Genomic DNA, 23,229 nt, shown 5'->3' with positions numbered 1-23,229 from the left:
TTTCGCCTCCACCATATTTTTATTTGCATGTCCTTTTCTTATGCTTTTCGGCTCTGCATGCTCTTATTTCCTTCTTTTCCACCTTCCCACCGCTGTTCGCATTCTGGCGCACAGCCTCTTTCAGGATTGCCGCTTTAAAGGCTTTCGGTGTGCTTCCCATCCATTTGCTCATCTCTAATACGCAGTTATATTTTTTGTAATCCACTTTTTTAGCCATTTTTCTTTCTCCATTCTTTGTACTCATTTATTTCGCTGCATTTCCAAAACAGCTCTCAAATCACGCATCCGGAAACAGATCGTATTTTTCATTTTCGACGAAACCATTTTCTCTGAGTTCTTTGATAAACCGAATGGCTGTTTCAGCTCCCCATTTCCCCTGCAGAAGCATCATAAGCGGAATGTGAATATCCCGGAACTGTCCAAGCGGCCATTCGAACATATGCCGTTCTAATACATTCATCCCACTAAGCTGCAGCATTTCTTCTTCAAAACGCTCTTCATACGCAAAATCAAAATACTCCGTATCTACCCAGAAACGGCCGCCGTTGCCAAGCTCTCTGTTTACTTCATTGGCAAACAAAATGCAGTTCTCCATATTCCACTCATTGATCATGATGGGATGAATGAACCACAGCAGGCGGATCTGATCATTTTTCAGCACCTCCATCGTACCTTGGATTTCCAGCGGCGGAACCAGATTATTTTCATTCTCTAACAAGTAAAACATGTGCCATGCTTCCGGGTACATCTGACGCACTTTTGATGTGTTGTCCTTTTTTATTACACGAATGCCAAATAGCTCCCTCTCGCGTTTTACAATTCTTCCTACGACTTCCATGCTCTCTTTTTTCATATGTTCTTCCTCCTGTATTGATACTACATGTAGGTTCAGATACTGCACAGACTGAAGTTCTGTGCAGTATCGTATCATGATTCACTGTCCTTCTGGTGTCAGATTTTTGTCCGAACTGCCGCACTCTGAAATTTATGGCTCTTACATTGCCAGATATTGCTCTGCCATGCAGCACAGACTTTCCTCGTCAATGACCTCCAGGAAGGCATCTTCATCCCCGTATAACGCCTTGCCAATATGTTTGATCGCCTGAATTCCAACCATAAGCTCCTCTTCCTCCGGGTATTGACAATAGTTTAACAATCTCCGTATTGTCTTGAGGCTCACTGATTCATCCTCTTCAATATATTCTGATAATTCTATATCCCGCAGGATGCTGGAGGCTACAAAATTATATCTTCTTGCCGTTGTCATGAATCTTTCTGTATTGAACCAGAAACTGATACCATCCTTGTTATCCCGCAGGACATTCGAGAATTTCTTCAGCAGATGGGCTTTTTGAATGGTTGTAACTTTGATCCGCTCCCGTTTTGCCTTGCCCGGGGTATGATAAGCATCTTTCTTAGTAAATTGAATTTGTTTTCCCATTTTGTCCCTCCAACTTTTTTCTTCTGATCTTGTCTTTGTTGTGGGAGAGATATCCCGACCGAAATCGACAATATCTCTCCGCCCTGTTTCACGGCCTTATCGTTCGAGATAAGGCTTTAACTCACTCTCTGCAAACGTTTCGATCTTCGCATCCAGTTCTGACAGCTTCTCCATAAATCGAACCATCAGCTTTTGAAATGCCTGCTCCGACTTTATTTCCACAATTCCTTTCTCATTGCGCTTTGCTTCCTCTTCGGAAAAGATCTCCGTCGTATCTTCAAATACATATGGTTCAACGACCTGATCCATGAAGTTCATCATTGCCTTGTATACTGCTGTCGGCAATGCAATTTTCTTCACCTCGATCATATTGCGAATGTCGTAATATACGTTTTCATCCTCAATATCCATGTCGCTGACAAATTTTCTGAGTCTTTCATAGCACTCCATAATCTGCTGTTTCTGAAAATCAGTTGTTGTATTCATGATCTTTCTCTCCTCTTCATTCAGTTTAATTGGTTCAGCTGTTCTTTCCCGCAGTCCACCCTCCGGTAATTCCAGATATGCTTCCAGCTGTTCCAGCAAGCCTGGAATTCTCGGATCTGGCCCATTTGATGTTGCTCTTTCCCAGTCCTTTACCGTATTATGTGATATCCCAAGTGCGTCGCCAATCATCTCATGAAGCCTTGCCTTACTGGGTACTGCTTTCCCCTTGAATTCGCCCGTTTTCTTGATCAGATTGAGTACGGTTCTATATTTTGCATTATCAAATTTCATCATTTCGCTTCCTCCTTTTTCTTTAATCCGCGATTTTATCATACAATATTTGTTCCTTCTAAAAAGGGTAGGAACAGTGTGAGCAAAAAGGTAAGCAGTTTTCCTAACATTTTCATTCTCCTCCTTTCTTTTTGCCCCATAAAAAGTGTGACCGCTGCATCAGCAAACATCTTGCACACAACGGTCACACTTTTCCGGGGGTGTTATTTTTATATTCTACAGCTTCATCAGATTTACTTTTTCTGATCTTTCTCTGTACTAAGATATCCCTTTACGATCGCATGGTCCGGAAATCCAGGTTCCACGGATGCTCTTCGGCTGTGTTCTTTATCATAGGTTTGAAAATCTTTCCCCCACGGATACGTAATCCGATCGCGCCTTACAAATTCTCTGTCATAATCTCCAAGCTCAACTACAATATCGCGTGTAATCAAATGATCTTCTGCAAATTCATATGCATATCCTCTGTCTGCGTGTTTCTCAAAGATGCTTTGACCGCATGGCGTGTATCTCTCGAATCCACCCTGTGAAAGAATATGATCAACCACTTGCAAATTCCAGCTTGTCTCCGTCGTCTCCCGCCGCAGGTTATTGCAGTCTGCAATCATAAGCACTGGATTTTTCTTTTCCTTTGCCTTATTCACAACAATTTCCAATTCTTCGGCACGCTGGCTGTAATCCACCATTCGAATCCGAAATCCGGCAACGGTAAGAAACTGTCCGTTCTGGTCTTCCAGATCCACCAGCAGGAAATTCGGATGATTGTTTTTCATCGTCGTAATCACCGAATCATCCACTGCATGAAAAGTGTATACGTCCCTCTTCCAGAGAATTCCAACCTCATTTGTCCCATCATTCTGCGTGACTGCGTGCTGATATCCGGCTCGCTCCATCTCAGCCCAGAAATAACCAATCGTGCTGTGCTGAAACAGTTCTGTTAACACAATAATGTCTGCATTCTGGTCGATCAGTTCATCGATCACAAACTGTGGAATCCCCTTTCCCATACCACTGCGCTGATTGATGTTCCATCCAATTACTTTGCTCTTCATTTGCTTTTCCTCCATTTGGTTAAAATAATTTTACATAATCCAAAAATACCATCGTCTCCACAGCCGGCGTTCCGGCTGCGAACCGAGCATGCTCTATCCCCTCGGTAAGCAGCAGCCGCTCCCAAAGTTTTGGATAACTCTGGAAATCAAATCTGCAATCATCCAGAATCACATATTCTTTGATCTCTGGATGTTCTTCCAGGTATGCTGCAATTCCGGCACCTCTTTTGTACATCCTGTCCTGCGTGTGTCCCGATATAATCAGGCCATATCGGGCGAGCTTGGAAACCAGATATCTGTAATCTTCATCTGTGGGTTCTAGTTCCTTCCAGTCAGATGACAGAACGATATCCGCTCCGCCAAACTTGCTGATTGTCTTTGCCAGAACCTCCACGCGCGCATCGTCAATTCCCTGATATCCTTTTGGGGTTTGCTGGACGGTGGTCCTGGTATTCAGGACGCCATCGACATCCAGAAATACTACAAAGTTTTTATGTTTTTTGCCCATTTGTGTTCTCCTTTCCCTACCCTTGCAAAAAAGCAGCCGAATAGATCAAATCTATCCGACTGCTTTTCCGGGGGTGTTGTTTTTATTGTTTTATTATCTGGTGTTTTTATTACCATTCACTGCAGTCCTTATCGTATACTTCTTCTCGCTCTTCTTCTGTGTACGATGACAACCACTCGCTCTCCACATCATTTCGATCAGCAATTTCCTGATCGAAGCTGCCTTGATGACCGCAGTTCAGGCATTCATATTTGTCGCAATCAGATTGACTCACGACCAGACCGCCTTTGAAGCCGCAATTCGGGCACTCGTATTCATCTGCATATCGCTGTGCCCTTAAATACACATTCAGATTTAACTGCAGTTCTTCATATTCTGGATTTTCAAATAACTTAGAATTTAACATGTTGGATGTCCTCCATTTTTTTATTTTTCCCGAAAAGTAGTCAGCATCAAATCCTCTGACAAAATTCCGGGGGTATTGTTTTTATTGTCTTGTATTGTTTTTTTCTTCTTTTTCACATTGGAAAGACAGTACACTGGCTGTATTCTATTGTCTTTGTTTCTATTCTATTTTTCTACTGTCGACAATCATTTTCATGCACCTCTCTTTCCTGTAAGATTTTCAAAATAATACTCCATTGCGCAGTACATTAAATAGAAATAGTGGAATTCAGACATTCCTAACACGCACGATCAGAATGCATGCAGGCTCAAATTCGACAAGTTCTTATTTTCCCGAAAAATATTCGACAAATTTTGATTGTCGTCTTGTAATATTACTTTTCCGGGGGTATTATTTTTATAGATGTTCCTGTAATAAAAAGACTTTGCAACTTTCAAAACTAAAACTGAGCAATGGCATATTCCTCTTATCACTAAGAAGGCCTTGCTCACAATACTAATTATGTCAGAAATCTGATTAGCCATCTTAACTTGGCAGAATGGAGATTAACATGAAGATTAAACTTACGTTAAAAGATTATCTTAGGCAATTGCAGTTAATGAATAAGCAATATGCCCAAGAAGAAGCCTTGTATCCTTGGATATATATGCTATTACAAATGACTAAACATAAAGATGTATCTATTCAATTAATTGCTAAGGCCTCAAACACCAAAGCACTTCCAGGAAGGAAACTTTTGGGTGGTAAAAAAAATGATAATATTAGCCTAGCGTTTCCAGATATAGCAATTTTGGGAAACAAATTTGATGCCACAGCAATTAAATCCGAAGATTCAAAAAGCACTAATGAACAACTTCCTTATATTTATGGCTGTGTTGAATGCAAAAAATCCGATTCAAAATTGAGTGATTTAGACTCTGGAACATATTCTATTATTAGCAACTTTGTACAAATAAAATTTAACCGTGATGCCAAGAATGTTATTTTAAAAGAATTAAAGACAACGATTAATCCCGTTGCCTTCGTAGTCGATATACTACCCACCCCAGAAAATGTATGTTATCTACGTTCTATAACAAAATACGAACAATTAAAAGATCCTGCTGGAACTCTTTCTAAACTCTTAGATAACTTTTATGATGATAAGGATTTTAAAGATAAAAAAAACATTTTCATTAAACCAAGACTCAATACATTTATCTTAAAAAAACAAGATAATTCATTGTTGCCGTTTGATCCTGATATTTCAGAAATAATAGGCGAATTATTATGGTATGGCCAGGTTCTTTATACAAATGGACTAATATGGAAATATTTCAAAATAACAAAATTGAACTATTCTGATGAATCGAACAATCTAAATCTTATTGAGTTAAGGAAAAAACTATTGCATGACAAAAGTTTTGTTTTTGAAAATTTAGCTTTTGAAATTGATGTCGCTGAAATTGCTGATTTCACTGACAAATACCCTAACTCCGAAGTTGCATCCACCGAATGGAATAAATTAATTGATGCACTTGCCAAGATTGACTGGCGTCAAGATCCAACCGTCACTATTAATTGAAATTACAAAATTCTCAATTGTGGGAGATAATATATGACAAATACCAAGCAAATAATCATAACCCTCAACGCCAAGGCTCTTTTTGATTATTTTCCCAAAAAGCCCACTGAAAACAATCAATGTTTCAAACTGGATTTTTCCGACCCCGTTCACAGCTACGTGGTCACACAGGAAATCACGCGAGAGGATTGTCCTCTTTTTCATCAAATTTATGAAGTTCTGAAGAAAAGACAGGGCTCTTCCTTTCAGGTCACGGAGAAAACTTTATATGATAAATTCCTTATCGTTGATTTTCAGGATATCTTTCTTTCCTTTGACAAATCTTCCGATCCCAAATGGAAACTGAAAGATCAGGAATTTCTTCAGAAAGATGCGCGGGATCTGATCGAGCATGGGTTTGATCTTTATTTTCCAGATTCTGACAAAGCTGTCCATATGTCTGCATTTGATAAGAGTGGAAACATGACCCGCCACAGCAGGATTTCGTTCATTGATGAAACTCTTTACGATGAATTAAATCTCCGCCTCAATTTAGGAATTGATTTTTTCGGAAATAAAATCAAAATAACAGAAAGTAAATATTATGCCTACCGGGGATTGTATCTGTCTTCTTCCAAAAGAATTGATTCTGAAGAATTACGTCTTACTCCTGAGACATTTGTAGTTGTGCAGGACGAACGGATAGCCTCTGGTAAACGTGAAAACAAACCAGCGACTGGATATAATTATCAGCGGAATGTCCCCTTATTAACAGCAGAAAAAACAACGAATTCAGATGAAACAATAGATTACCAATTTTTAAAACCGAAAACGGAAGAGTTTTTCTATGTAGATACTCCTTTCGATGGTTCTGGCTTTATCACTCCAACCTATTCATGTTATGTCAATACTTCTCTTGGAACATCCGACGCAACCTCTTTTCAAATAAGGCTCCCCTTTATAAAAGGAATGCTTCATGAGGTTGATGTTCACGCATTTTTAAGGGAACATAACAGCGATAACGATTCACACACAAACTTGTATACTGATGCCTTTGGATTTAAACGTGACCTGTATAAAGCCCATGTTTTTGTTACCAAAAGTATGTTTAAAGCATATAGCTGGTTAAAGCAGTATTGTGAAGCTGCAAAAAAAGAGGGTAAAACCATTGATCCGATGGAATTTTATTGCAATGCATTAAAAAAATACGACCATGCATTATATATTTCGGGTACTAATTTACCTTATGGACAGTCAAAATATACGCATTTAAGCTATCAGATGATTAATACCCTTGATTTTTCTGAAACACAATTTGAGCATATTTTAAACAGCCATTGCTCCTTTATTAAAAATCCCATTAATTATTTAAAAAGTTGTGATGGCCTGCTGGATACTGAAAACATGGTCAGTGACGATGAGGCAAACGACACGGATGAATTAGAAAATATTTTTACTGACACTGAATCGCCGGTATGGAAAAAGGCTCTCTTTAAGAATCCTGCTCTTGCAAATGATATCTATATAAAATCGCAATTGCAGAACATTCAAAAAGGGCTTTTAACAAAACTGGTGAGCGGAAAACTGCTTGTAGAAGGCCAAACACGGTATTTGTGCCGGGATCTGCTGCCATTGCTTGTAAGCCTGCTGGAAAAAGAGACCGATATGGGCGGCTTTTTCACATACTATTTATTTGATCGGTTCTATCTTCCTATGACTTCAAATCAACAGTTAGACAAAAAATGGGATTATCTTTCCTATTATGCCTTTTTCAGAAGCCCACATCTTTCAAGAAATGAACAGTTTATTATGCGGCGTTTTACAAATACCGATGAAGCGCATTACACAAAAATAGGACATGTAAATTATAATTCCTTTAAAAAGCATCTTAAAGTTTATCAAAAATATTTCGGTAAATTAACTGGTATTGTTATGGTTCCACGAGGTTCCGTTGCTCCTTTATGTTTAGGCGGCGCTGATTTTGACGGCGATTTGGTTAACGTTATATTTGATCAGGATGTTGTAAACGCAGTTGCATCTGGATGCTACGATACAGAAACGTATCCATACCGTATTCTTCCCATTATCACAATTCCTGCTTTGGATTCTCCTGCTGTTGAATTAAAGGCACATGTTCCATTCGAACATATCAAAAATACCTTTTCCAACCGGATCGGACTGATTTCCAATGCATCCATTTCCATTGGGCAGACCGAGTATGGCAAGCCGTTAAATTCATCATCAAATTCCACGAACCAGGTACTTGTGACAAAGCCAAATGCTTCATCAACTCCTGTTCCTCCTTCGTGTGAACATTGTACCTTATTGACCGGTTTGGAAATTGATGCAGCCAAAAATGGAAAGCACCCTAATTTAGATCCCATTCTAAAGGAGCAAACGCATCAGAATTCCTATCTGACGTTTTTGAAAAAATGGAAACAGTTGCGCTCAGAAGAAAATTATTATTTCAGCAATTTGACTGTCAAAAACAGTAAATCTTCCAACGAAGAGAAGTTCACGATTTCCGCAAAGGATTGTCGGACAAACGCAACTTTTTCTGTTCCAGATTATGGAACCTGTATTAACAAATTGCCTGGCCGTTTTAGAGATGAATTGGAAAAATACAAAGCGAAAGAAAAAGTCCGCGATAATACCTTAAAGTTGTTCCTTGCGCCGAAAAAAACATCTGCTAAAAATAGTGCAGCGATCAAAATTTTTGAAACGCAATGCCGTGAGATTTTATCCACGCATTTCTTTTACATCCATTCTCTTCTTCCTATTATAAGAGAAGAAAAAAAAGAGGTTTTCTATGCACCGGAAAATCTTCTGAGAAATTTGTTTCAAATTTATGATGAAGAAACTGCGATTCAGCTTCAAAGAATTACGGTTCCAGCCTTAAAAAGTAAAATACAAGAGCATATTACGGAAAGCAATTCCATTCAGGACATGCGCACACGTCTTCTTCATGAGCAATGGCTTCTTCAGCCTTCTGATCATCGTGGAAAGGCATTGGAGTACATCATTGGAAATGGATTCAAAGAAGCTTCCCTTGATGAAACGGAGCGAGAACTGCTGTTCCATTTTTATCAGCAGGGATACAAAACGTTATGGTTAATTCTTTCCTGTATAAAGGTGCCAACACAGGATGCCCCTTTTGATGTTCTAAAAGAAAAAGCGATAAAGCAAATGGAAAAGTCAGAAGAGAAAAGAAAGGCAAAAAAGGCTCCTAAGGAAGAACTTCCGCCCATTTCTTCCTATGTGGCTTCAAATTCGGACTTCATCAGACACCTGGACAACGCTGCCCGTAATTTTTACGTAAATAATGATGCAAATGCACAACGCAAGATCTACCGTATTTGTCTCCGCGAACTGGAAGAACTGATTGACCATTCATCTGTCGATATGGGACAGCTTATTACCACATTGCATAAGCTCACAAGAACAAGCTCTGAAAACCGGAATTTCTTCTGGGATGCATTTGTGTGGGAAGATATCGATTCTCATTTGAAAGGAAGTGATACTACATGTTGAATGAAAAAGCGGAATTCGAAGCATATATAACAAATCCCGAATCAAGCTCGCCAAGAATTCAGCCTAAATTACTTACTGGAAATTTCAGTACGGACTGCGGTTTATATGGAATTGAACAGATTCTGGTTGTACTTGCAAGAGGATATATTTTTGACACTTACCGTGAAGATGAAATTTATTCAGATGGATTTGTTCGCCCTGAACTTTTGAATGATACAAAACTCTTTTTACAACGCTGGCTTGGCTTCCATTTTGAGCATGCGAATTCTCCGGAACGTAATCCCGCTCCCAGTTACCGCCGACAAGCTTCGAATGGGACAGACTATTTTCGTGAGGCAGACGGATGGTTTAAAAAATATTGGATGGCACATTGTGAGAAAAACGAGAAGGAAAAAGAAACTCTTTGGAAGAACCTGGAGACCAAATGGACCGAAACTTTGTCCGTCAACGATTATCGGGAAAATCAAATAACATTGAATTCCGTAATTGCCCAGGCACTCAATCGTGGGTCATTAAAAGAACAGTATTTGGTCTTTCGGAAAGATCCTTCCGGCGCTCCTGTGAAAAATAAAAAAGAACGTTTTTCTTATTTATACAGTCTGAAGGCTGGCAATGATGGTAAAATACACACGCTGTACGAAAAAACACGTGAACGCTTACTCAAAAATATAGCCGCGTATCTCTTAAGTCAAAAATACCATCCCAAAGGTCAAACATTTGTACTGCTCTATAGAGGTCAGCTCCTCAACTGGTATGGTATTGATGATGCGAAAGGGGCGCGAAGCATCTGGTATTTCCCACGCTGCGTATGGGGGCTGGAAACGAAGGAACAAATTATGGAAGCTTACAGCCGAGAAAGTCAATGGAACTTTATCAAATTTTCTGTCAACCAGGCATTTCTCTCCTATTTTGACTTTCACCTGATTGATCCATCACAGGCTTGTGATGTTGATACGTCTAAATATTGGATTCTTCAGGATATGGGGCATGGGAGCAAGAGTTTGAGATGTTGGAACCAATAATTGGGAAGATGGCGGATTTACCGCCACCCTCCCAATTATTACCTATGTATAAAACCGCCGCTGATGAAACAACGTTATGTTATGACTCATCATTTATTTCACGTACTTCCTAATAAATAAAAATCAAGCGTTCGTAAGCTTTACTGAGTAGACTATAATTTGTGGCTTTCTTTTGATCACTTATAACCTGTAAAATGTGAATTTCCTATAAAATTAACTCTCGATATGCAGAAATATCATATTCCCTACATTTTCAACAAAAAACAATAGCAAATTCGAGAGTTAATTAACTCTCATAAAATTCCTTTTAAAGTATGCTACAACTGGCTTAAATCAAGAACATGTCGAAACGAGAGTTAATATTTCAAGAAGTTCACATAAAAAATTCCAAGCATTGTAATCAACACACTAATTGACAAATATTTATGTACTTTTATTCAGATACCTCCTGTCGCTTTCTCTAGCATATACCTTTTGAAAGATATATATAAGCTGAGAATTTCGTTTCTAAGAACACTTAAATTTTAACCATTCCTTTTAGCATAGCATGGTCTGGCAAACCTTTAATTCCTAAATAATCATTTTCCGTTTTTCCCAAATATCCATTTTCTTCCGTAAGAAACTCCAATCATATGTAGCAATGGGACTACATTTTACATCTTGATATCCGTTGTATACAGAATCTAAACCTTTTTCTACAAGCCAGTCTAAGCCAACTCTATCGCCATCCTTAAATACAAAACTATGGTAATCATTAACTATCCTTGGACCATATACCTCAGCAACTGATGAAAAATATTCGGATAATGTATTATGAACACAGTTGAAATCCCCTAAACACAAAAATCTATCTATATTATTAAAGCAGCTTTTTAAATAATTATATTGAATTAACTTTGTGTCACTTTTTGTTTTAATTCGAGTACCAATAATACTTAATTTCTTATTTTCAATCTCAATATCAACCTGTAAAAATTCAGGACGATTAACATCGCAGACATCTACAGTCTTAACTGCAATTAATTTGTACATTAAATTTCTACGCACACCGATACAAACTTGATTATATCCTTTTGAAACAAATGGAGAACAATATAGATCAAACTCTTTCTCCAGATCATGTTTAAATTCTTCCCAACCATTTGATGCGCAAAATTCAACTAAAGCAAATATATCTACAGAATTAATACACTTACTAACAAATGATGGAATTTCATATCCTATTCCACCCATTGCATGCAAGTTCCACTCTAAATATTTTATTTCCATATAAGCCTCCACAAAATTTAAGTTTTTTTACTAATCGCTCGATAATCGAGTAGACTTACACCTCACAATGTAAGCCCCTCACAGAACCGTACGTGCGGCTTTGCCGCATACGGCTCTTCATAATAATATTTACAGTTTCAAAAGCAAGCAAGCAAGCAAGCAAGCAAGCAAGCAAGCAAGCAAGCAAGCAAGCAACTGTAGCCCGGAGGGTGGGAGAAAGATGAAGAAGTGCAAATTAGTACAGAATATAAGAAATTTCAAATCTTGTTATTTTATATTTTGCACAATGATATGTTTAGTTGTTTTTCCTGTTTCCACATCTGCCCAAGAAAGATCCAGAGCGGATCTTTATCACAGGAAATACAGGAATTGATGCTTTGCACTATACGGTGCGAAGTGATTTTTATCATCCGGAAACAGAATGGGCAAAAGGCAGCAGACTGATTGCTGTAACAGCACACAGAAGGGAGAATCTGGGAGAGCCCATGCGTGATATGTTCCGGGCTATACGCAGGATCGTGGAAGAATTTACAGATGTGAAGGTTATTTATCCTGTACATTTGAATCCGCAGGTCAGGAAGATCGCAGATGAGGAATTTGGTGGATGCGAGAGAATACACCTGATCGAACCACTGGATGTGGTGGAATTCCATAACCTGATGAAAGCCAGTTATCTGATCATGACAGACAGCGGCGGAATTCAGGAAGAAGCTCCTGCACTGGGAAAACCGGTACTGGTCATGCGGGATACAACAGAGCGTCCGGAAGGTGTGGAAGCAGGAACCTTAAAGCTTGTAGGCACGAAGATGGAGGATATTTACAGAGAATGCAGGCGGCTTCTTACAGAGCCGGAGACATACAGAAAAATGAGTGAGGCTAGAAACCCTTATGGTGATGGGACTGCAAGTATCAAAATCAGAAAAATCCTGGAGGATATAGATGCATAAGCATAAGCAGAGCCAATGCAAAAGAAAAGTGAAACATCGAAAGAATGTGATGGGACTTATTATATTTTGCATAACTGTGTGCATTGTGTTTATGTTTGCTTATTATCAGAACCTGAGAAAAGAAATATCTGTCCGGCAGGAATGGCTGGAAACCGTCCTGACCAGAGAAAAAAAGTGGATCCTTGAGAATCAGGGCCCTGAAGGCGAAATCTATATGAATGGAAGTAAAGCCGGAGATGTTAATCCATACTTTGCATGTATGGCTGCACTGGGGCTTCTGGCAGAAACAAAGAATTGCCCCATGACTGAAACAGAGCAAAAAGCTGTTGGCAGGTATCTGGACTGGCATACTGGGGTTTTGCTGGAAACAGATGGAAAAATGGGAATCTACAGGAAAGAGGGTGGGGAACTTATTTATAAAGAAAAGGCTGATTCCGAAGACGGATATCTTGGTATGTACCTTTTTCTTATGGGAAAATATCTGGAAAAGACAGAAAGTACAGACCTGCCGGAATCCTGGAAAAATGGAATCAGCCTTGCATTAAAAAAGATTCAAAGCCTGATGCAGGATGGAATTACACAGGTTTCAGAAGAAAACACAACAGTTTATCTGATGGATAATCTGGAAGTGTGGAAAGGCCTGTACGAATTGGAACTTGCAGGACTGGAAGATACGCAGGCGATCAGTGAAATTCGTAAAAAGATACAGAAACAGATAGAAAAGATATTCTGGGATGATGCGAATCAAAGATGGAGAATTATCGGAAACAGTGATCGGTATCATCAGACAGAATTTTATCCGGATGGTGTTGCTCAGATTTATCCGCTGATTTATGAATTTCCGGTAAAAGAGAAGAAAAAGCAAAAGGTATTATATGATCAGTTTACGGAAAGGTTTCAGTGGCAGAAACTGAATAAAAAAAGAACTGGCTTTTTGTGGGCAATGACAGGAATGGCTGCTGCGCAGATGAGGGATATCAATAACCTTGTGGAATTAGTAGGAAATTATGAAACAGAATATTGTAAGAAACGAAAATATCCGCTATATACAGGCGAAGCAGGATGGATATGCATGGAATGCGAGAAATTGTATGGATTATATGAAAGAAAAATAAAAACAGCATATTTGCAATATGCAGTTTGCGGATGTTGATGAAGCCCAAAGAACCCGAATCTGATTGTAATCAAGTAAAACGCCGGTTGTGTGAATTTCTGAAAAAACGTGAGGAAGAATTAAGCTCCACGCATGAAAACCTCCAGTTTATTGCCGTGAACCAGGAAGGATACTATTATTCCGATGAGGGTCTGCAGGGCGTGTGGTACAGATCTAAAGATCTGCAGGATGCGGATATCAAAAGCTTTCTGACATCGGACTGGATCACCAATGAAAACCAGATGGTATTTGCCAGAAAACTGCAGAGCCAGCTGGTGGTCGACGGCAGTATCATCACACACTTTATTCTGATCCGTTCGATGGAGGAGATGGCACCGTATTTCAGAAGCAGTGCATTCAGCAACCAGAGCACGACGTATGTGGTGGACAGCAACGGAACGAAGATGTTCGAGGATACCGCTGTCGAGGAGCTGAGGATTCTGGCAGTAATTCTGCTTCTGATCCTGGCATCGGTTCTCTTTGTGACGAAATTCCGGAACAGCAGCCACCCGCTGGCAAAGAAAATCCCGATTCTTGCGATGACAGCCAACGCATTTTCAGAAGATGTGCAGAATGCCTTCAATGCGGGCATGAACGCACACATAGTAAAACCGGTGGATATGAAGGTACTGATAAAAACAGTGTGGAATCTTCAGACGGGCGCCGGAGCGGCAGGAACTTTAAATTGAAAAAATCCGGCAGAGTGTTTATAATGGATGGGAAAAACAAAACAGAAAGGCAATGCCGTTATGCGTAAAATTACAGAATTAAAAGAAAAACAGGAGATTGCGCTTGGAATATTACTGTATCTGGATGAAGTCTGCCGGAAACATCACCTGATCTATTTTGCAGCAGATGGAACGCTGCTCGGGCTGATCCGGCATCAGGGGTTCATTCCGTGGGATGATGATGTGGATGTCTGGATGCCGAGAGCGGATTATGAAAAACTGGAACAGATTGTAAACAGCGAAACGGATACACCGTACCGCGTCATGAATTTTCATAATACAAAGGGTTTCACACTGGCATACGGAAAGCTGGTACACACCGGAACGAGTCTTGTGGAGCACGTGGCAGGAGCTGTGGATACCGGTCTTTTCGTCGACATTTTCCCGTTTGACGGACTGCCGGAAAAAGATACACCGGAGTACGACCGTCACTGGAAAAAGCTGCTGTTTCTGGAAAGCCAGCGGATGAATGCATTCCGCACCTACCGCCAGACCTTAAAAGGAAACAAAGGAAGCTTCGCAAAATGGTGCAAATGGGCGATCCGGAAATGCTATGGAAAAGAGCGGATTCTGCGCGAGATGGAAAAAGAGTGCAGAAAGTACCGCGCGGAGGACTCAAAGTGGGTGGCCTGCCAGTGCGGCGGTTACCGCAAGTCGGACGCGATTCCCAAAACAGCGATCGAAGAGATCGTGCGCCTTCCGTTTGAAGGCCATCTGATCAATGCCCCGGCGGGATACGAGACGTATCTTCACACCCTGTACGGCGATTACCATCAGCTTCCGCCGGAGGATCAGCGTCATCCTGCGCATGTGGGAGATGCCTACTGGCGTTAGAACAGAGAAAAAAGCAGATGAGAGGTAAGCAATGAGTAAAATACTGGTGCTGGGACGTACCATGGACATGGGCGGAACGGAAGTTGCCATGGCAGCGCTGCTGCAGAAACTGGTGGAGAAAAAAGAAGATGTAACGCTTCTTCTGGTCGAAAAAAGAGGCGTTCTGCTGGAGCGGATTCCGAAGGAAGTGGAAGTGCGCCAGATGATCTGGAATAAAAAGCCGCATCCGGCTTTGGAACGGATTGTGGGAAAACGGGAGACACCGGCAGAACGGTCTTTCTATGCCAGAGGAATGGGCGTATTTCTGATGCGCGTCGTGTATGGAAAGAAACGGTATGGAAAACTGTATGAACGGATTCTGGAGTGTGTGGAGCCGGAAACAAAACAATACGATCTTGTTTTCGACTTTTTCGGATTCGGTGCGTTCACAACCGCATTCGGAGCCAGAAAGACGAATGCGCGGAAAAAAGCGGTCTGGTTCCACGGAGAAAATCTCTGGTGGCTGTTCCGGACCAGGGACTTTATTCCGGAGTATGATAAAATTTACTGTGTTTCCGAGCCTGTCCGAAAACAGGTCATTGCCCGTTTTCCGGAACTCGCGGACCGGACAGAGGTTCTGCTGAATTTCATTGACATCAAACAGGTGCAGAGACGGAGTGAGGAGCCGCTTAGCGATCCGCAGTACACAGGAGAGCTGAAATTTCTGACGGTGGGAAGAGCTTCGGAAGAAAAAGGATATGATATTGCGGTGCAGATTACGGCGGAGCTGAAAAAACGGGGACTTCGCTTCAAATGGTTCATCATCGGTGATGGAAGAGATCTGAACAAGCTGCGGACCATGGCAAAGGAATATCAGGTGGAGCAGGAAATTATTTTTCTCGGAATGCGCGAAAATCCTGCGCCGTACGTAAAATCCTGCGACCTGTATCTCCAGCCGTCCCGTCACGAAGGCTATCCGATTACGATTGTAGAGGCGAGAAGCCTGCAGAAGGTCATCATCGCTTCCGATATTCCGTCCATGCGCGAGCAGATCCGAGATGGGGAAAACGGATATCTCTGTCCGCTGGATGTGATGCAGTTTGCCGATAAAATCCAGAAAGTGCTGGCAGATCAGGAAGGACGCGATGCGGTCAGAAAGAAGCTGCGGGAGGAACCCATTGATTTTTCAGCGGGATATGCGCAGATAGAAGCGTTTGCAAAAAAATAAAAGAGAAACAGCAAGAAAAAACGCCAGAACCGGCGATAAGATATTTCCGGTTCCGGCGTTTCTTTAGTCCTGGCGTCCCTGCTTGTTTTCATACATATACTTATCTGCTTTGTCAAACAGCATGCGGAGCGTACATTCGTTGTAATCGGTGGAAAGTGCCAAGCGGTGGGAATAGCTGATGCGGAACTGGGTTCCGTAGCTGTTGAACTGTTCGACTTCGTTCTGAAGCTCTGTGAGGATTTCTGTGATGCTTTCGCGGGTTGCATCATAGATGACCGCCATAATTCATCGCCGCCGTATCTTCCTACGAAATGCTTCGCGGGAATCGAGTTTCGCAGCAGCCGGGCAAAGTTCAGAATCAGCTGGTCGCCAATGGAGTGGCCGAGGCTGTCGTTGACGCGTTTCAGGTTGTTCATGTCAAAGACGATACAGGCGGTAGGAGTTTTGATGAATTCCACATTGTGGAACAGCTCTTCGCACTTGCTCTTGTTCGGCAGTCCCGTGTGAAGGTCGATGTAGGCTTTCTGTTCCAGCTGGCGGTTGGCACGGGAAACTTTGACTGCGGCAACCGTTTCATCTGCCATCTGGAAATACGTCTCTCTCATGTCTACCAGACCCGCCGTTCCGTTTTCTCCGGATCCGACCTTCTGAATTTCATTTTTCAGTTTATCCCAGCAGGCAATCTGGACATCCAGTTTTTTCTGATAATCCTTGTCGGAAAGACTCACGAGATCGTAGTGGCCATCCTCGTATTTCAGTCCGCTTAAGATATCGTCCAGGTCTATCTCAAATCCGGAAAGATCCCAGACTTCAATACTCTTTTTTTCCTTCCTGAAGCTCCTTTTTCTCCCCTCGTCCCGCTGAAACATGCTTTCCGCATCCTGAAACAGAAGCCTTCTTTCATCTTTCAGACGGATTACCGTTTCTAAACCGCATTCTTTCAAAGTATTGATAAACGGGGCATTCAGGTACAGCGCATCCGCCACAATCACATCTGCGAAATGACCATGCCTTTTCTTTAAATGCCGGATGAGCCTTTTCGCTCCTGTCAGTTCCCCTTCATCTTTTTCTGAACCATCTCTGGGTTTCAGCATTTCCTGCCCAAAGATCACATGCGGCGATTTTCCTACCGTCATACATACCACACTTCGATGAAAGTATTTTGTCTTCCCCGTCCCGTTCTTCCGGCTCAGGCAGTCTGTACAGGACTTTTTTGTACTGCTGAATAATTCCATCCCATCAATACCTGCCGCAACATATCCGCCTATGGTTCCTTCCCGAAATACGCGGTTGCGTTTCAGAACATCAATCGTCTGCGCGTGAATTTCCTCGATTTCTTTTGGATCAATCCGGGAAAGAAGATCCCTGACTGCATCAACTTTTGGGATTTTTCCACGGATACAGTTTTTCAGTTGTTTCTCCATGCTTTCCGGCGCTGAAAAAATGGTGTGAAAACTTTCATACTGAAGCATCAGGAAAATCAGCACTGGCATAACGATATTAAACAACGGGATGGATTTTCTTTTTCTTTCATCGGATAAACCCTTGATTTTTTGTGGAATTTTGTATACACTTTTCATATAAGTTAGCAGTTTCTTCAATGCTAATTTTTCATTAAGGACACCTTCTTTCGTATGTTTGTGGGGTAACATAATTATACAATAAAAGGTGTCCTTTTTGAGTGTTTATCCGGACTGCGGCACAGATGGCCCGGGCATTTGGTGCTAATTTTACAGCACTGTATGTGCAGACCGCGGAACCGGCAGAGAAAACGCCGGAGGATCAGGCAAGGCTGCAGAAGCATATCCGCCTGGCAGAACAGAGCGGGGCGGAGATTGTAACGACGCACAGCGAGGACATTGCCCTGCAGATTGCAGAATATGCGAGAATTTCCGAAGTAACGCGGATTGTCATTGGAAAAAGCATGATGGATCAGGGATTTTTTCGAAAGAGAAGGGGATGGACCGAACGGCTGACCGATCTGGTGCCGGATTTGGAAATCCATATCATTCCGGATTCCAATATCATTACCATATATCTGGTCGGCGTTATGATGACATCCATTCTGACCAGCGGTTATACCTGCAGCGTAATCAGTTCTGTGATCAGTGTAGTGCTGTTTAACTACTTCCTGACAGAACCTTCTTTTCAATACCAGCCAGCTTCTGCAGAAGGCAGAGGATGCGTCGGAGATTTTTGATATTACAGCGACAAAGCTTGTAAAACTGCTGGGAAGGGATCTGACGGCCGCACCGGCAGGGGCACAGGAGAGCAGAATTGTCCGCGGAACACTTTACAGCGCGCAGACAGGAGGAAAGACGGAAAAAATCTTTGACCCAAGGGAACAGGAAATCATTCAGTGGGTTCTCGACAGCCAGAAAAGAGGAGAAAAATATCTGGATCGCGGTGGAGGACAACGGCCCCGGGATTCCAAAAGAGTCCAGAGAGCATGTGTTTGAGATGTTCTATTCCGGGAAAAATAAAGTAAGCGACAGCCGCAGAAGCCTTGGCCTTGGACGGGCACTCTGCCGTTCGATTGTAAATGCGCACGGCGGGGAGATAGCACTTTATGACTGCGATCCACAGGGCTGCTGCTTTTGATTTAACCTGCCGCTCAGCGAGGTGAATTTGAATGAATAAGACATTAATTCTGGTTGTGGAAGATGATACGCCGGTTCACAACCTGATTACTACGACGTTAAAAACACACGATTATAAGTATATTTCTGCAAAGAACGGTGCGGGTGCCATTATGGAGGCATCCACACATAATCCCGACATTGTTCTGCTCGACCTTGGCCTGCCGGATATTGATGGCGTAGAGGTGATTGAAAAGATTCGAAGCTGGTCGAATATGCCGATTATCGTAATCAGTGCAAGAAGTGAGGACAGCGATAAAATCGAGGCATTGGACGCAGGAGCGGATGATTATCTGACGAAACCGTTTTCTGTGGAGGAACTGCTGGCCCGCCTTCGAGTCACACAGCGCCGTCTGTCCCAGATGCAGGCAGAAAATGGAGTCCAGTCGGCTGTCTTTGAAAATGGCGCACTGCGGATCGAGTACGCAGCGGGGTGCGCATATCTTGACGGAGAGGAACTTCATCTGACCCCAATCGAATACAAGCTGCTCTGCCTGCTGTCGCAGAATGCAGGGAAGGTGCTGACGCATACGTTTATCACACAGAAAATCTGGGGAAGCAGCTGGGAGAATGATATCGCTTCCCTCCGTGTTTTCATGGCGACGCTTCGGAAAAAGCTGGAAAAGAACGGAGAGCAGACGCAGTATATTCAGACGCATATCGGGGTTGGCTACCGGATGCTGAAGGTAGAGTAAAAGAAGAAAAAATTTGACTTTACAGGCCTAAAATGATAGCATAAAGGACAGAGAACGCAGTTTTGGGAGGACGAAAAAACGGATGATGAAAAACCTCGAAGTACTGGAGGAAATAAAAAAACAGGGAAAAAACCTGATTGGGACAAAACGGGATGAATTTGTAAAGCAGAATCTTTTATCGGATGAGTTTATTGAGATGATGCAGAAGAACAAAAAGCCGTTCGATCTTCTGATGTCGTATTATCAGTGCGCCATTATGGAAATCGAGACAAAGTTCCGGGTGCTGAATCAGGAATACTCGCTTTCCTATGACCAGAACCCGATCGAAGGAATCAAAACAAGGGTCAAATCGTATGAGAGCATTATGCGGAAAATCCGCGTGAAAGACATCCCGGTCACACTGGAGTCTATCGAGGAAAATATCCGCGATATCGCCGGTGTGCGCGTGATCTGTTCTTTTCCAAGCGATATTTATAAGCTGGCAGACAGTTTTCTGAAACAGGATGACATTACGCTGATTGAGCGGAAGGACTATATTCAGCATCCGAAGGAGAGCGGCTACCGCAGTCTTCATCTGATCGTTCAGGTGCCGATCTTTTTACAGGATACAAAGAAACTGGTTTACGTGGAAGTACAGTTCCGTACGATCGCGATGGATTTCTGGGCGAGTCTGGAGCACAAGATGCGCTACAAGAAAAATATTCCCGAAAATCATGTCAAATATCTGCAGGATGAACTCTACGACTGCGCAAGACAGAGCGCGGAGCTGGATAACCGTATGCAGAATATCCGGAATCTGATTGCAGAGGAAGCAGAAGAGGAAGAGTGCGATACGCTTGCAATGCTGCCGATGAAATAGAGAACGGATTTGGGAGTTGGAGAAAAAGAGCATAAAAATACGCCGCAGGTCTAGTGATCAGATCTGCGGCGTATTTTTGCTCATGCTTCTTTCGAATAATGAATATGCTGCAATTTCCATTTCTCGTCCTCTTTGACGGCGACCTGTGTCTCGAGTCCGCGGATGCCGTACGAAGTGCCATCCTCACGGCGGATGCATTCGGTGTGGTAAGAGAAAAGGATGAGAGCTGTGTTTTCGTTGATCAGACGCGGTTCAATTTTATCTGTGCGGAACAGGATGGAAAAATCAAGCGAAGGTTCATAAGCGGCTTGCGCGGCTCGATTCGGTTAAAAAATCAGCTCCTGTTCCCGAAAGAGCGAATCAACGGCCTCTTCATACTCGGCAAGGCGATTTGCTTTTTTGATCTTTTTCAGATACTTCTGGGGATTCGTAAACGATGTTCCGAGGTAAATCCACAGTGCCTTTAATTTAAACAGCACATTTTTATCCCCGGAAATAACGCGCGCATAGCCGGCACAGAGATCTTCGCAGAATGCGCGCAGCAGCTCCTTATCTGCCGGAGCTAAATTTTCACTGCTGGCAGGATCTGTACTGCGCAGCATCCCGATCAACCAGGGGTTCTGCAGCACCCCGCGGCCGAGCATGACCTTTTCCGTCAAGGGAAAATCATGGCAGAGCTTCTGAAAATCAGCGGTTGAGAAAAGATCCCCATTGTAGCACAGCGAGTGGCGGCTCGTCTCATATGTTGTCCGATAACACTCCATGCGCGGCGTATATTTGTAGAAATCTTTCTGAATCCGCGGATGAATAATCAGCTCTTCCAGCGGATATTTGTCATAAATCGCAAGCAGCGTCTCCCACTCATCGGTGTCGGTTGTGCCAAGTCTTGTCTTGATGGAAATCCGGCAGTCGCAGGACGAAAAGATTTCATCGAGAAATGCATCGAGTGTATGCGGCCACGCAAGCAATCCGGAGCCGCGCCGCTTGGCGACAACCGTGCCGGACGGACAGCCAAGGTTCAGATTGACGGTATCGTAGCCGTACTCCTTCAGTTCTTTTGTCAGAGAAAGAAAGTCCTCCGCCTGGTTTGTGAGAATCTGCGGGATCACCGTCATCCCTTCGTTATGCTCCGGGAGAATGTCATTGCGCTCGCGGGAGCTCATCTTTTTATTTGTAATAAATGGCGTGAAATAACGGTCAGCCGCCGGAAAATATTTGTGGTAGGCGCTCCGGTACACATATCCGGTCAGCCCTTCCATCGGGGCGAGATAAAATTGCATGATGATAAAATCCTTTCAAAAAAATCGGTTTTCCAATACGAAAAGTGTATCATAAAACTGCCGGAAGGGACAGAAAAAAATGAAAGTAAAATAATATCTACTAAACAAGTAAGAGGTTAAAAGAAGAAGCCGGTGCGACGTCTGTTTTACAATGTGTGATGAGATGTAGAAAAAATCCGATACAGAATCTTTTTTTGAGGGGTCCTCAAAGATTTCTGTACCGGATTTTTCTAATTCTGCATATGAATCTGCTCGCCCGTCACCGGCGCAAAGCAGCGAAGCGTTTCGCCATCGAGATTCTCGCGGTGCATATCAACCGCAGAAATCTGATGATTGTCATACGTCGTATAATAGTAAATTCCCTGCGTCGCATTGCAGCAGGAAGTATAGAGCGTGATCTCATACTTTCCGTCCGCCACCTCGCAGCATCCTCTCTGCTGGTCGACAGAATTTAAAATATGGAAAAACTGGCTGACACTCTCCGTTTCGCTGTTTCCCGAGATCGAGTTCTGCTTTACAAACGCCACGCGTGCAAAGCGGGAAGCAGACGAGAGGTCGCCCGGCAGTCCAAGACCGCCCATGCCACGGCTGTACGTAGAAAGATCGAGCTGGTTGGAAAACGTGTTGGCCGGCTGTTTTGGTGACAGATGCAGGTAATTGTTCAGTGAGAACATCTGCATTGGAAACGGCGGATTGTTTGTCAGAACGCCGACCGGATTGTCGTAGACATGCAGACCGTCCGCCGTGGATTCCACGGTGATGGCACCCGATGCATCTGCGATGATCCAGTGAAGCTGTGCGAGCGGAAGATTCTTTTTAAAAGGTGTGCTGATGAGATTGATACGGGAGAGGGATTCTTTTGCTTCCGCAAGCGAAGCACATGTACCGAGAATCCACGGGATCAGCTCGAACTGCGCGATATTGTCTTTCTCCGGTTTCGGATCGAAATAAACGGCATTTCCTACAAAATTAAGGCCGGCGATACCAAGCCCTTTTTCATTGAACGCCTCATAATAGAGCGGGTAATCATCCATCACACACGCCATGCCGATCATTGCATAGTGATGGGAAAGGGACGGCATATGAAGAAAGGAAAACGGGTAATTGCGAGGTGTGACGGTGATCTGGTCGCCATAGGAAAATTCATAATCGAGTGTGCGGCCCATATAAAAGTCGCGTGTTTGATAGGTTGCTGCTGTACACATAGAAAAACTCCTTTCGATGGATGATTTGTCATTGCTGTAAGGTATCATAGCACAGAAGCGGAGGAACGAACAGGAGAAAAATATGAAAAAAGTATAAAAAAGAATCCTGCCAGGCAGGATTCTTCAGATCAGT

At 42.7% G+C, this 23,229-nt stretch carries 22 protein-coding genes and 1 pseudogene; 12 read left to right on the top strand and 11 right to left on the bottom strand.

Going from position 1 to position 23,229, the window contains the following annotated elements; all coding sequences use genetic code 11:
• Positions 1-19: 19 nt before the first annotated feature.
• The 7 genes from DXA93_RS03935 to DXA93_RS03905 form a co-directional block, all read right to left on the bottom strand.
• Entirely contained in the window at positions 20-217 is a 198-nt protein-coding gene (locus DXA93_RS03935; RefSeq protein ID WP_055228065.1) for a hypothetical protein, read from the bottom strand.
• A 60-nt stretch (positions 218-277) separates the two neighbouring features.
• Entirely contained in the window at positions 278-853 is a 576-nt protein-coding gene (locus tag DXA93_RS03930; RefSeq protein WP_055228066.1) for a hypothetical protein, read from the bottom strand.
• Positions 854-994: 141 nt separating this feature from the next.
• Positions 995-1,441, bottom strand: coding sequence for a hypothetical protein (locus DXA93_RS03925; protein WP_055228067.1), 447 nt, complete (start codon positions 1,439-1,441; stop codon positions 995-997).
• Positions 1,442-1,537: 96 nt separating this feature from the next.
• Positions 1,538-2,221 carry a hypothetical protein gene (locus tag DXA93_RS03920; protein ID WP_147398239.1) on the bottom strand — a complete coding sequence of 228 codons (684 nt, stop codon included), beginning with the start codon at positions 2,219-2,221 and terminating at the stop codon, positions 1,538-1,540.
• 230 nt (positions 2,222-2,451) lie between these two features.
• Positions 2,452-3,270: an endonuclease/exonuclease/phosphatase family protein gene (locus tag DXA93_RS03915; protein ID WP_055228069.1), complete on the bottom strand. Its 819-nt coding sequence runs from the start codon at positions 3,268-3,270 to the stop codon at positions 2,452-2,454.
• Positions 3,271-3,289: 19 nt separating this feature from the next.
• Positions 3,290-3,778 (bottom strand): HAD domain-containing protein, encoded by a 489-nt coding sequence (locus DXA93_RS03910; protein WP_055220061.1) that lies wholly within the window; start codon positions 3,776-3,778, stop codon positions 3,290-3,292.
• Positions 3,779-3,887: 109 nt separating this feature from the next.
• A complete protein-coding gene (locus DXA93_RS03905) occupies positions 3,888-4,184 on the bottom strand; it encodes a hypothetical protein (RefSeq protein ID WP_055228070.1) in 297 nt (98 codons plus the stop codon).
• Positions 4,185-4,734: 550 nt separating this feature from the next.
• On the opposite strand from DXA93_RS03905, the gene DXA93_RS03900 reads away from it, so the two are divergent.
• From DXA93_RS03900 to DXA93_RS03890, 3 genes are read left to right on the top strand one after another with little or no spacing between them, the layout of a single operon-like run.
• Positions 4,735-5,748 (top strand): hypothetical protein, encoded by a 1,014-nt coding sequence (locus DXA93_RS03900; protein ID WP_055228071.1) that lies wholly within the window; start codon positions 4,735-4,737, stop codon positions 5,746-5,748.
• Between the two features lie 33 nt (positions 5,749-5,781).
• The gene (locus tag DXA93_RS03895; protein ID WP_055228072.1) at positions 5,782-9,258 is read left to right on the top strand and encodes an RNA dependent RNA polymerase; all 3,477 of its coding nucleotides are present in this window, start codon (positions 5,782-5,784) and stop codon (positions 9,256-9,258) included.
• A complete protein-coding gene (locus DXA93_RS03890) occupies positions 9,252-10,280 on the top strand; it encodes a hypothetical protein (RefSeq protein WP_119207754.1) in 1,029 nt (342 codons plus the stop codon). The genes DXA93_RS03895 and DXA93_RS03890 overlap by 7 nt, the downstream gene beginning before the upstream one ends.
• Before the next feature lie 570 nt (positions 10,281-10,850).
• On the opposite strand, the gene DXA93_RS03885 is transcribed toward DXA93_RS03890, so the two are convergent.
• Positions 10,851-11,549 (bottom strand): endonuclease/exonuclease/phosphatase family protein, encoded by a 699-nt coding sequence (locus DXA93_RS03885; RefSeq protein WP_119207753.1) that lies wholly within the window; start codon positions 11,547-11,549, stop codon positions 10,851-10,853.
• Between the two features lie 329 nt (positions 11,550-11,878).
• On the opposite strand from DXA93_RS03885, the pseudogene wecB reads away from it, so the two are divergent.
• From wecB to DXA93_RS03855, 5 genes and pseudogenes are all read left to right on the top strand, one after another.
• Positions 11,879-12,496 (top strand): annotated as a pseudogene (gene wecB / locus DXA93_RS03875) (non-hydrolyzing UDP-N-acetylglucosamine 2-epimerase); the annotation flags it as partial.
• Between the two features lie 214 nt (positions 12,497-12,710).
• On the top strand, positions 12,711-13,649 hold the full coding sequence (locus tag DXA93_RS03870; protein ID WP_147326095.1) for a hypothetical protein: 939 nt from the start codon (positions 12,711-12,713) through the stop codon (positions 13,647-13,649).
• Positions 13,649-14,338, top strand: a complete 690-nt coding sequence (locus tag DXA93_RS20825; protein WP_158554966.1) for a response regulator — start codon at positions 13,649-13,651, stop codon at positions 14,336-14,338. The genes DXA93_RS03870 and DXA93_RS20825 overlap by 1 nt, the downstream gene beginning before the upstream one ends.
• Before the next feature lie 27 nt (positions 14,339-14,365).
• Complete coding sequence (locus DXA93_RS03860; protein ID WP_022461471.1) at positions 14,366-15,211, top strand: LicD family protein; 846 nt, start codon at positions 14,366-14,368, stop codon at positions 15,209-15,211.
• A 31-nt stretch (positions 15,212-15,242) separates the two neighbouring features.
• The gene (locus DXA93_RS03855) at positions 15,243-16,418 is read left to right on the top strand and encodes a glycosyltransferase (RefSeq protein WP_117760761.1); all 1,176 of its coding nucleotides are present in this window, start codon (positions 15,243-15,245) and stop codon (positions 16,416-16,418) included.
• Here DXA93_RS03855 and DXA93_RS17730 read toward each other — a convergent pair.
• Positions 16,322-17,842 carry a diguanylate cyclase gene (locus DXA93_RS17730; RefSeq protein WP_158583261.1) on the bottom strand — a complete coding sequence of 507 codons (1,521 nt, stop codon included), beginning with the start codon at positions 17,840-17,842 and terminating at the stop codon, positions 16,322-16,324. The genes DXA93_RS03855 and DXA93_RS17730 overlap by 97 nt on opposite strands.
• A gap of 281 nt (positions 17,843-18,123) precedes the next feature.
• Here DXA93_RS17730 and DXA93_RS03845 point away from each other — a divergent pair, with 281 nt between their 5' ends.
• From DXA93_RS03845 to DXA93_RS03830, 4 genes are all read left to right on the top strand, one after another.
• Positions 18,124-18,618: a DUF4118 domain-containing protein gene (locus tag DXA93_RS03845; protein ID WP_147399510.1), complete on the top strand. Its 495-nt coding sequence runs from the start codon at positions 18,124-18,126 to the stop codon at positions 18,616-18,618.
• Between the two features lie 131 nt (positions 18,619-18,749).
• Positions 18,750-19,019: a sensor histidine kinase gene (locus DXA93_RS03840; RefSeq protein WP_243104841.1), complete on the top strand. Its 270-nt coding sequence runs from the start codon at positions 18,750-18,752 to the stop codon at positions 19,017-19,019.
• Positions 19,020-19,050: 31 nt separating this feature from the next.
• Positions 19,051-19,752: a response regulator gene (locus DXA93_RS03835; RefSeq protein ID WP_022461465.1), complete on the top strand. Its 702-nt coding sequence runs from the start codon at positions 19,051-19,053 to the stop codon at positions 19,750-19,752.
• Between the two features lie 82 nt (positions 19,753-19,834).
• On the top strand, positions 19,835-20,611 hold the full coding sequence (locus DXA93_RS03830) for a GTP pyrophosphokinase (RefSeq protein ID WP_055227650.1): 777 nt from the start codon (positions 19,835-19,837) through the stop codon (positions 20,609-20,611).
• A 326-nt stretch (positions 20,612-20,937) separates the two neighbouring features.
• Here DXA93_RS03830 and DXA93_RS03825 read toward each other — a convergent pair whose 3' ends face one another.
• Together DXA93_RS03825 and bsh are read right to left on the bottom strand one after the other, a co-directional pair.
• Complete coding sequence (locus DXA93_RS03825) at positions 20,938-21,891, bottom strand: tRNA dihydrouridine synthase (protein WP_118640205.1); 954 nt, start codon at positions 21,889-21,891, stop codon at positions 20,938-20,940.
• A gap of 230 nt (positions 21,892-22,121) precedes the next feature.
• Positions 22,122-23,096, bottom strand: coding sequence for a choloylglycine hydrolase (gene bsh / locus DXA93_RS03820; RefSeq protein WP_055219508.1), 975 nt, complete (start codon positions 23,094-23,096; stop codon positions 22,122-22,124).
• Positions 23,097-23,229: the final 133 nt, after the last annotated feature.

Origin of the sequence: Blautia sp. OF09-25XD (assembly GCF_003482095.1) — a bacterium.
GTDB classification, from domain to species: domain Bacteria; phylum Bacillota; class Clostridia; order Lachnospirales; family Lachnospiraceae; genus Fusicatenibacter; species Fusicatenibacter saccharivorans.
The sequence above is the reverse complement of the archived record's forward strand: the minus strand, read 5'-3'. Positions and strand labels throughout refer to the sequence as shown.